9 protein-coding genes are annotated in these 10,645 nt (G+C 51.9%); 7 read left to right on the top strand and 2 right to left on the bottom strand.

The annotated features are described in order from the left end of the window. The first annotated feature begins 134 nt into the window (after positions 1–134). The 7 genes from PTW35_RS15635 to PTW35_RS15605 all read left to right on the top strand — a co-directional run bounded on the left by PTW35_RS15635 (position 135) and on the right by PTW35_RS15605 (position 8,250). A complete protein-coding gene (locus tag PTW35_RS15635; protein ID WP_281025772.1) occupies positions 135–638 on the top strand; it encodes a phosphatase PAP2 family protein in 504 nt (167 codons plus the stop codon). Positions 639–651: 13 nt separating this feature from the next. Next, positions 652–1,758 (top strand): MJ1255/VC2487 family glycosyltransferase, encoded by a 1,107-nt coding sequence (locus PTW35_RS15630; protein ID WP_281025771.1) that lies wholly within the window; start codon positions 652–654, stop codon positions 1,756–1,758. Positions 1,759–2,106: 348 nt separating this feature from the next. Continuing rightward, the gene (leuO, locus tag PTW35_RS15625; protein ID WP_281025770.1) at positions 2,107–3,063 is read left to right on the top strand and encodes a transcriptional regulator LeuO; all 957 of its coding nucleotides are present in this window, start codon (positions 2,107–2,109) and stop codon (positions 3,061–3,063) included. Positions 3,064–3,360: 297 nt separating this feature from the next. Continuing rightward, complete coding sequence (locus tag PTW35_RS15620; RefSeq protein ID WP_281025769.1) at positions 3,361–5,175, top strand: long-chain fatty acid--CoA ligase; 1,815 nt, start codon at positions 3,361–3,363, stop codon at positions 5,173–5,175. A 583-nt stretch (positions 5,176–5,758) separates the two neighbouring features. Next, the gene (locus PTW35_RS15615; protein ID WP_281025768.1) at positions 5,759–7,477 is read left to right on the top strand and encodes an acetolactate synthase 3 large subunit; all 1,719 of its coding nucleotides are present in this window, start codon (positions 5,759–5,761) and stop codon (positions 7,475–7,477) included. 2 nt (positions 7,478–7,479) lie between these two features. Then, on the top strand, positions 7,480–7,977 hold the full coding sequence (ilvN, locus tag PTW35_RS15610) for an acetolactate synthase small subunit (RefSeq protein WP_281025767.1): 498 nt from the start codon (positions 7,480–7,482) through the stop codon (positions 7,975–7,977). Between the two features lie 144 nt (positions 7,978–8,121). Beyond that, positions 8,122–8,250 (top strand): hypothetical protein, encoded by a 129-nt coding sequence (locus PTW35_RS15605; protein WP_281025766.1) that lies wholly within the window; start codon positions 8,122–8,124, stop codon positions 8,248–8,250. A 1-nt stretch (position 8,251) separates the two neighbouring features. On the opposite strand, the gene PTW35_RS15600 is transcribed toward PTW35_RS15605, so the two are convergent. After that, positions 8,252–8,878 carry a GntR family transcriptional regulator gene (locus PTW35_RS15600; RefSeq protein ID WP_281027530.1) on the bottom strand — a complete coding sequence of 209 codons (627 nt, stop codon included), beginning with the start codon at positions 8,876–8,878 and terminating at the stop codon, positions 8,252–8,254. A 276-nt stretch (positions 8,879–9,154) separates the two neighbouring features. Next, the gene (gene pykF, locus PTW35_RS15595; protein WP_281025765.1) at positions 9,155–10,567 is read right to left on the bottom strand and encodes a pyruvate kinase PykF; all 1,413 of its coding nucleotides are present in this window, start codon (positions 10,565–10,567) and stop codon (positions 9,155–9,157) included. Positions 10,568–10,645 lie beyond the last annotated feature (78 nt).

Here is a 10,645-nt window from a genome sequence, read left to right as displayed (position 1 = left end):
GCCGGACAATCCTTCCGCCGAGCGCCGCTGCTCTGTGCGGAAGGATTGTCATTATCCCTCCTTTAAAGCGTCACTGCGCTGTCATATCCCCCTTCTAACCTGATATTGAATCTAATCCAGAGAAGGATCGGGGAATGACCTTACTGACACCGTTACAGCGAATGGATTATGCCTTTTCGGCGCTTTGTCTTTGCCACCGCTTTAACCTGAAAGTGGCTCGCTTGAGCCGCGCGGTATCCCATACGGGGGATGGTCACTTGTATGTGATGTTTGCGGCTTTGGTGTGGGTCGCGGACCCCCGTCAGGGAGCCGATGTGGTGAAAACTGGCGTGTTGGCGTTTGCCTTGGAGCTGCCCGTTTACTTGATCCTCAAAAACAGTTTGAAGCGGCGTCGCCCGGTGGCATTGCCCACTTTTGTCACGCCGTCGGACAGGTACAGCCTGCCATCGGGCCATACCTCGGCAGCGTTTGTCATGGCCTCGCTTGTCACGGCCTTCTATCCGGACACCTCGTGGTTTATCTGGCCGTGGGCGGTAGCGATCGGCTTTTCCCGGGTCCTGCTCGGGGTGCACTACATTACCGATGTCATAGCCGGGGCGCTGCTGGGTATACTGTGCTTCCAGTTGGTGAGTGTGTAGGGAGTAGCCAACGATGAAGATCCTTTATGGTGTCCAGGGAACGGGCAATGGCCATATTTCCCGAGCTCGAGAAATGGCCAGGGCGTTTGCGGCACTCGGAGCCGAGGTAGACTTTTTGTTTTCAGGCCGTCCGGACAACCGTTATTTCGACATGGACTGTTTTGGCCCGTACCAGGTTCGACGCGGGCTGACTTTCGTGACGGAAAATGGTGAAGTGAACCGCTGGAAAACCTTGGCCCGCAACCACATCGCCACTTTCCTGCGTGATGTCCGCACCCTCGATGTGTCCGGCTATGATGTTGTGATCAATGACTTCGAGCCGGTGTCGGCTTGGGCGGCAAAGAGGCAGAAAGTACACACTATCGGTCTTAGTCATCAAAATGCTTTTCTGTACGATATCCCGACCCTGGGACGGACCTGGCTTGATGGGATGGTGCTCCGTGGTTTTGCGCCGGCATCCCAGTCGCTGGGCGTGCATTGGTTTCACTTCAACCAGATGATCCTGCCGCCGATTGTACCTATGTCTGAGGTCGGGATGGACAATGATCAGTCAGTGCTGGTTTACCTGCCTTTCGAAAATTTGCAAGCTGTACTTGAGTTGTTGACCCGCTTCACTCAGGTCCATTTTTATTGCTACCACCCCGAAGCCGAGGAAGATCGGGATTATGGCAATGTCAGTATTCGCAAACTGTGCCGGGAAGGTTTTCATTACCGGCTGCAACGCTGCTGTGGGGTGATTGCCAATGGCGGTTTCGAATTACCCTCTGAGGCGATGAGTTTGGGCAAGAAGCTGCTACTCAAGCCGTTACATGGCCAGTATGAGCAGATCAGCAATGTGATGACCCTGGAGATGATGGGGCTGGCCAGTTCGATGAGCTATTTGGATCCGGCGGCGGTCAGAAATTGGTTGGACAGTGGTTCAGCCGGACCGGTGATCGTACCGGATGTGGGGATGGGCATTGCACGCTGGGTGTTATCGGGAAACTGGTATAACTGCGGTGAATTATGGCAGCAGCTGTGGGAGAGGGTCGAGTACCCGGAGGTGGTCCAAGAGGCGATGGTCGAATGGAATGGTCAGCACAGCCCCCGCCGTCAGCATTCCGTGATAACGACGTTATAACCTTGCTGTATTGACTCTTGGAGAAAAGGCCGCCTAAGGCCTTTTTTTGTCTCTTCTAACTCTTTAATTTTGCTTATAATTGAAGCTTTATTTTAATTATAGATATTTTAGGTTTTTTTATGGTTGCTATAAACCATTGATATATAAGTATTTGTATTCTGAATTGAGCTTTTTATATATCAATGCATCAATTTGCTGATACCCGCCTATTTATTTCGTCAATCTATTTGAAACATACTGGCATCTCCCCGAGAGAGGGAGTCAGTTTTCAGAGGCATTGGAATGCCCAGTTATTCACCGGTGGCATAACGGATTTTGCCCCATAACGGTAATCTATAGAGGCAAATAATGGCACGCAAAAATTCACCAATTCATCCTGTTGATGGATACAAAATGGAATCCAATTTACGCAGCGTTGATCTCAATTTGTTGACGGTGTTCGATGCGGTGATGCAAGAGCAAAATATCACCCGGGCGGCACATAATCTGGGGATGTCCCAGCCGGCAGTCAGCAATGCCGTGGCCCGCCTGAAGGTGATGTTCAACGATGAATTGTTTATCCGCCATGGTCGCGGAATCCAGCCTACCCAGCGTGCCAAGCAGCTCTTTGGCCCATTGCGCCAAGCGTTGCAGTTGGTGAAGAATGAACTGCCGTCTTCCATTTTTTCACCAGACACCTCGACCCGCACCTTCAAATTGGCGGTTTGCAGCCCGTCGGATATGCGTTTTGCGCCCCGGATCCTAAGCAACGTGGCCGAGCAGGCCCCCTATGTCAGGGTACAGGTGGAAGCCGAGTTAGATGCCGAGCTGCCACAGAAGATGCGCTACCAGGACATTGATTTTGTCATTGACTATGCGCGCTTCGATGAGCCGGGCTTCTGCAGCACCGAGTTGTTCACCGATGAGCTGGTCGTGGTCGCCGCCGGTAATCACCCGCGTATTGGCGAGACGCTCACTGAGGCTGAGTTTGCCCAGGAGCAACATGCGGTCATGAAGTCGATCCCGGGGGTGAAGATGTTTGCCGACCACATTTATCACAGCCATACCAGCTATCAGGAAGCCTACCAGGGCGCGAGCCTGAGCAACATAATGTATGTTGTCAGCCAGTCTGAGCTGATTGCCGTGGTACCACGTTGGCTGGCCAACGTCACCGCCGCCAGCCAGCAGCTGAAGGTTTTGCCGTTGCCGGTGGAATCACACAAGATTGCTGGGTATCTCAGCTGGCATGAATCATCACAAAAGGACAAAGGCCATATCTGGATGCGCGATCAGTTGCTGTCGGTATGTGGTGACAGCTCGATCTAAACCGCTCGTCCTTGCCTTTGCGAAAAGAAGCCAGCACTTGCTGGCTTCTCTGTTTCGCAGCAAGCCCGAGCGTACCGTTATACTGTAAGTAGGCGGATAGTTAGACGTATTTCCTTACACTTTGTAGCCATGCTATTAGGGAAAGGTAGAGCCTTTGTAATATCTGGCTTTTCAATTCTGGTCGTACCAGAGAAATAGGGATTTTGTGAGCTCACGGAGTTGCCTTTTTCCCTGCGTCACGGGTAGACTCCCCAGCGGAATAGGCTTACAGGTGTAAGCCCGAATGGCAGAGTAGTTATGGCTAAACGTGAATTTCATATCGTCAACCGTATTCGTTCTCAAGTTGAGCGTTTAGGTGATCAGGTTGCATTACGCCACCAAGTGGCAGGTCAATGGCAGGATATCCGCTGGAGCGAGTTTGGCGAGCAGATCCAACAGCTGGCGCTGGCCATGGTTGGGCATGGTCTGAATGTCCAAGACAAGGTCGGTATTTTCTCCAACAACATGCCACGATGGACAGTGGCTGACTTTGCAACCCTCTACAACCGAGCCGTAACTGTCCCTATTTACCCTACCAACACGCCGCAGCAGGCCGCATACATCATCAATGATGCCGGGATCCGTATTCTGTTTGTCGGAGAGCAGGCTCAGCTCGATGCCGCAGTTTCCGTAGCGGGCGATTGCCCGGAGCTGGAGCATATCGTGGTGATGGGAGAAGTGGAAAGCCTGACCGAGCACCCGCTGGTGATCCGCTTTGACGATTTTGTGGCGGCTGCCGACTCAGCAGCCAATGAAACCCTGGCCCAACGCCTCGACGAAGCGGCCATGGACGATCTGCTGACGCTGATTTACACCTCGGGCACCACCGGGACGCCAAAAGGTGTCATGCTAGACTACGCCAACATAGCCTCCCAGATCGAGGGCCACGACCAGACGCTGGCTTTGGAAGAAGGCGATGTGTCGCTGTGTTTCCTTCCACTGTCGCATGTTTTTGAGCGTGCGTGGACCTTCTATGTCCTGCATCGCGGAGGGGTGAACTGCTACCTCGCCGATACCAACCTGCTAAAAGAAGCCTTGGCCGAAGTGAAGCCGAATGTCATGGCGGCAGTACCAAGGGTCTACGAGAAGATTTATTCAACCGTCCACGACAAAGTGGCCCGTGCCCCTTTCCAGCGCAAGGTGATCTTCACTTGGGCGGTAAACATGGGCGCCCGTATGGCTCTCGCTCGCCAGGAGTGCCGTGAACCGTCATGGCTGCTGAAGAAGAGCCATGCGCTAGCTGATAAGCTCGTGCTGTCCAAGCTACGTGCCATCCTGGGCGGTAACATCAAGTTTATGCCGTGCGGTGGTGCCAAGCTCGATGAGAGTATCGGCCGCTTCTTCCACGCCATTGGTATCAACGTCAAGCTGGGTTACGGCATGACGGAAACCACGGCGACCGTATCGTGTTGGGATGACAAATGCTTTAACCCGGACTCGATTGGTATGCCGATGCCGGGTGCCGAAGTCAAGATTGGCGAAAACAACGAAATCTTGGTGCGTGGTCCGATGGTCATGCGCGGTTACTACAACATGCCGGAAGAAACCGCTAAGAACTTCACCGACGATGGTTTCTTGAAGACTGGTGATGCCGGCCATATCGATGCCGATGGCAACTTGTTCATCACCGATCGTATCAAGGAGCTGATGAAGACTTCTGGCGGTAAGTACATTGCCCCGCAGGTGATCGAAGGTACGATTGGTAAAGATCATTTCATCGAGCAAATCGCAGTGATAGCCGATACCCGTAAGTTTGTATCGGCCTTGATTGTGCCATGTTTCGAAACCCTGGAAGAGCATGCCCGTGAGCTCAATATCAAGTACCAGGATCGGATGGAGCTGATCAAGCACAACCAGATCATAGAGTTGATCGAAAAGCGCGTGGTAGAGTTGCAGAAAGACTTGGCACGTTTTGAGCAGGTGAAGAAGTTTACCCTGCTGCCGAGCGCGTTCTCGATGGATAAAGGCGAGCTGACACCGACCCAGAAACTGCGTCGCAAGGTTATCCAGGATCGTTACCACCAGCAAATTGAGCGCATGTACGAGGAAAGCCACAAAGCGGCGAGCAAGTAATTGCATCTCATCCCTGTAAAGGAGAGCTCCGGCTCTCCTTTTTTATTGCCTGTTGAAAGGTGGGCGCGAGGAGTGGGATGCCCGAAATCCCGTGCTGTGGCGTAAAGGGGGATATTCTTGCTGGTTTGAGCAGTCAAACATGCTGCCATGGTGAGGGTTGGTGGGGCATTATCTCAATCTGGCTCTATTGGTTAGCTATTATCCTGACGAATATTTACTCATTTTAGAGGAAACGTGTTAACTGGCTTCGAGCAATAGACTTGTTTGCTAAAAAAACGTTACAGTTGTTGCGGATTGCTGCTCGTGTTACGACACAGAGCAGAACACATAGCATGAAAACATCACTTGATTTCATTTTATTAGGCTAAAAATAAGCCCTAACTATGTTATATCAGCCTGTATAGCTAATTGAGGCAGCCGTGCAACTCGAGGCTGCGGTATTTCCGGTAGCAGGCTAGCGCAACCCGTGCTGATGCCCTGTCTGTTTGCTCCTCCAACCGAACAGACGGGATCAGGCCGCTAGCCGAGAGCCTAGGAATGAATTAGCTATGCAGGGTGGTATACGCGACCTGGAGGCAGAAATATGGAAATGTTGTCCGGCGCCGATATGATCGTTCGTTCGATGATCGATCAAGGCGTGAAACATATCTTCGGATACCCTGGTGGTTCAGTACTTGATATCTACGATGCGCTGCATGAGAAAAGCGATATCGAACACGTACTGGTCCGCCACGAGCAAGCGGCAGTGCACATGGCCGATGGCTATGCCCGTGCCACTGGTGAGGTCGGCGTGGTGCTGGTAACGTCTGGCCCGGGGGCGACCAATGCCATTACCGGTATTGCCACCGCTTATATGGACTCCATTCCTATGGTCGTACTCTCCGGCCAGGTCATGAGTAACCTTATCGGTAACGATGCCTTCCAGGAGTGTGACATGGTGGGGATCTCCCGCCCTGTGGTCAAGCACAGCTTCTTGGTGAAAAAGCCGGAAGATATCCCAGCGATCATCAAAAAAGCCTTCTACATTGCCTCTAGCGGCCGTCCTGGCCCTGTGGTTATTGATATTCCCAAAGATATGCTCAATCCGGCTGAGAGCTTTCCGTACAAGTATCCTGAGTCGATTACGATGCGTTCTTACAACCCGACCACTCAGGGCCACAAGGGCCAGATCAAGCGCGGCCTCAAAGCCTTGCTAGCCGCCAAGAAGCCGGTGTTGTATGTCGGTGGTGGGGCCATCATGGCCGACTGCAGCCCGCAGTTGCTCAAGCTGGCCGAAAGCTTGAATATTCCCGTTGTGAATACGCTGATGGGGCTGGGCGCTTTCCCGGGCTCGCACAAGAACAACCTGGGGATGCTGGGCATGCACGGTACCTACGAAGCCAATATGGCAATGCACAACTCGGATCTGATCTTTGGTGTCGGCGTCCGTTTTGACGACCGCACTACTAACAATGTCGAGAAGTACTGCCCCAACGCCACTATCATGCACATCGATGTCGATCCGTCATCCATCTCAAAGACTATCGCGGCCGATATTCCGATTGTCGGCTCGGCGGATACGGTGCTGAACTGCATGCTCAAGATGCTGGATGAGCAAAACAGCCAAAACGATGATGCCGCTATCGATGAATGGTGGAGTGAAATCGAATCTTGGCGTGGTCGCCAGTGCCTGAACTACAGCAAGGATAACGAGCGCATCAAGCCGCAGGAGGTGATTGAGGTGCTTCACCGGCTGACTGATGGCGATGCCTATGTTGCCTCGGATGTGGGTCAGCACCAGATGTTTGCTGCTCTGTATTACCCGTTTGACAAGCCGCGACGCTGGATCAACTCCGGCGGCCTTGGCACCATGGGTTTTGGCTTGCCTGCCGCAATGGGGGTGAAGTTCGCCCTGCCGGATGCCGAAGTGGTCTGTGTGACCGGTGATGGCAGTATCCAGATGAACATCCAGGAGCTCTCTACTGCGTTGCAGTATGATATTCCGGTCAAGATCATCAACCTCAACAACCGTTTCCTGGGCATGGTCAAGCAATGGCAGGATATGATTTATCAGGGCCGCCACTCCCACTCCTACATGGATTCGGTGCCTGACTTCGCCGCTATTGCCGAGGCTTATGGTCATGTCGGGGTACGGATTTCCGATCCCAACAAACTGGAAGAAGAGCTGGAGAAGGCGCTGGCACTGAAAGATCGCCTGGTGTTTATCGATATCAGTGTCGACGAGACCGAGCATGTCTACCCAATGTTGATCCGTGGCGGGTCGATGAGCGAAATGTGGCTGAGTAAAACGGAGAGAACTTAATTATGCGCAGGATTGTATCAGTACTTCTTGAAAATGAACCGGGCGCATTGTCACGGGTTGTCGGATTGTTTTCGCAGCGGGGCTATAACATTGAGTCGCTGACGGTAGCGCCGACGGATGATTCAACGCTATCTCGATTGAACATCACAACCAATGTTGAGGATGATGCCGCGCTGGAGCAAATCGAAAAGCAACTGCATAAGCTGATTGATATTCTCAAGGTCAGCAATGTCACCGAGAGCGAGCATATCGAGCGTGAGCTGATGCTGGTCAAGGTCAAGGCCAGTGGTTTTGCCCGCGCGGAGGTCAAGCGTACCGCTGATATATTCCGCGGGCAGATCGTCGATGTGACCAGCCAGATCTACACTGTTCAGTTGGCCGGGGCGAGCGAGAAGCTGGATGCCTTTATATCGGCTGTCGGTGAGGCAACGGAAATTATTGAAGTCGCGCGCAGTGGTGTGGTCGGTATAGCCCGGGGGGAGCGGGCGCTCAAGGCTTAGCCCTTCCGTAAACTGTATCATGACTAATACACCCGGTGTTTTCACCGGGTGTTGTCTTATGGTCACCCTGAAAGTCTAGCCTTATTAGACTAAAGTCTAATAAGGCTAGGTGCCAACTGGGTTGTATGGCACTAGGGGGAATCGATGAATCATAAGTTTCTGGCAAGGTTGACAGTACTCAGCCTTTTTTTACTCGGCTTCAATGTCAGTGCCTTGTACTTCCTGTTGGCGGTATTGCTGCTCAATACCCACCACAAGGAAATTTTCTGGTAGGTTACTCGAGATCACCTTTAATCATCTCCATGGCCCGTTCTGAATGCGTAGCCATGATTACGAGTGCCTGTTCGGTATTGCGGTCCAATACCGCTTTCATCATCGCCTCATGCTCACCGTTGTCGTGATAGCGCTCCTCATACCGGCGGTGGCGGCTTACCCAAAGGTGGCGGTAGCGCTCGATTTGCTCGTAGACCTGGCGGTATAGGGCCAGCATGGTCGGTGATTGGCTGCCAGCCAGCAGGGCGTGGTGAAAGTCGCTGTGTCTTTGCTCCCACTCGGAAAAGTCTGTTGTTGCTTCGGCTGGGTTTAGCCGGCTTAGTTTGTGGAAGCTGGTGAGGATATTGATCTCCCAGGCCTCATCGCCATGCTGTATCGCGCGTTGTAGCAGGATGTTGGATAGCTCCTGGCTGGTATCGAACAGATCTTCCAGTTCAGCCGCAGAGACACTGGCGACCCAGCATCCTTTTTGCGGGGCAAAGTGCACATACTTACGCCAAGCCAGTTGGACCAAGGCCTCGCGGATCGGTGAGGCTCCTACTTGATATTGCTGCTTCAGATCAGCGACAACCAGTTTTTGGCCGGGGGACAGTTCACCTGACAAGATATCTTGGCGGATCATTTCCATGACTTTATCGGCAAGGGTAGGGCTGGACACGGTCTTCCTCTTGTGTGGTTTCAGCTCAAAATGGACAGTGTTACCCGTGATGTTAGGTCCATGAGGCTATGCTCTGGGGGAATACTGCATGGTGAAGTATATCGAGGAAAAAAATGGAGTGCGATTGCTAAGTTTCATTATTGTGAGAGGTCATCACAGATCATTTGGGCTGCCGGCCCGGAGAGCGGTGGGGGATAAAAAAACGGGAGCCGAAGCTCCCGTTTCTAATAATCAGCGTGGTAGCACTTACAGTACGTGTACAGAAGCTGTGTTTGTTGTACCAGAAGGAACTAGCGCGCCCGATACCATAACAACGATATCGCCTTTCGCACCTAGGCCAGTTTCTAGTGCAAGCTCTTTACCGCGACCGTAGAACGCATCAGTGTTGTCGATTGAGTCAACAACCACTGGAGTAACACCTTTAGTCAGAGCCAGCTGAGCTGCAGTCTTAGTGTTAGTCGTAACAGCTAGGATGTTAGCCGTTGGGAAGTACTTACGTACAGAACGTGCAGACTTACCAGCTTCAGTTGCGACAACGATAAGTGGTGCGTTTAGTTTCTCAGACGTGTCTACCGCACCTTTACATACTGCTTCAGTGATGCGAAGGCGTGGGCTGTCTAGGCGAGAACCTAGCTCTGCTTTTAGGGCAGCGTCAGTGCGCGCACAGATCTGAGCCATGATAGTTACCGCTTCGATTGGGTACTTACCTTTCGCAGACTCACCAGAAAGCATTACAGCATCAGTGCCGTCCATGATTGCGTTCGCAACGTCACCCGCTTCTGCGCGAGTTGGACGTGGGTTCTTGATCATAGAGTCAAGCATCTGAGTTGCAGTAATAACCACTTTACGTGCACGGTTACACTTCTCGATCATCATCTTCTGAGCGAAGATAACTTCTTCAACTGGGATCTCAACACCAAGGTCACCACGAGCAACCATGATACCGTCAGAGGCTTCTAGGATTTCGTCGAAGTTGTCAACGCCTTCCTGGTTCTCGATCTTAGAGATGATCTGGATGTTTTCGCCGCCGTTAGCTACTAGTAGCTCACGGATTTCTTTAACGTCAGACGCTTTACGGATGAAAGAAGCGGCAACGAAGTCAACGCCTTGCTCACAACCGAATACTAGGTCAGCTTTGTCTTTTTCAGACAGTGCAGGAAGCTGTACAGAAACGCCAGGCAGGTTAACACCTTTGTTTTCGCCTAGGTCACCGTTGTTAAGAACTTTACACTTAACTTCAGTGTCAGTGGTTTCTAGAACTTCCATTTCGATCAGGCCGTCGTCAACAAGGATAGTGTTGCCTTTAGCCAGGTCTTTAGCGAAGCCAGGGTAAGTTACCGCCACGCGGTCTTGGTTACCGATTACAGAAGTGTCAGTTGTGAACGTGAACTCCTGACCAGCAACAAGAGAAAAGTCTTGACCGCCTTCAAGCTTGATAGTACGAATTTCTGGACCTTTAGTGTCTAGAAGAATCGCAAGCTGCTTACCCGTTTCAGCCATAACGTCACGTAGGTTCTGGATACGCTGGCCGTGCTCAGCGAAGTCACCGTGTGAGAAGTTTAGGCGCATTACGTTCATGCCAGCATTTGCTAGCTTAGTAAGCATTTCTACAGATTCAGTTTTAGGTCCAATCGTACATACGATCTTGGTCTTTTTCATTGAGAATGGTCTCCGGACGAACTTTTACCCAAGGGAAATTTGATTCACAGAGTTATACCTGAAAACGCAGTGCCATTG

The organism is Photobacterium sp. DA100 (assembly GCF_029223585.1).
Lineage (GTDB): Bacteria > Pseudomonadota > Gammaproteobacteria > Enterobacterales > Vibrionaceae > Photobacterium.
The sequence above is the reverse complement of the archived record's forward strand: the minus strand, read 5'-3'. Positions and strand labels throughout refer to the sequence as shown.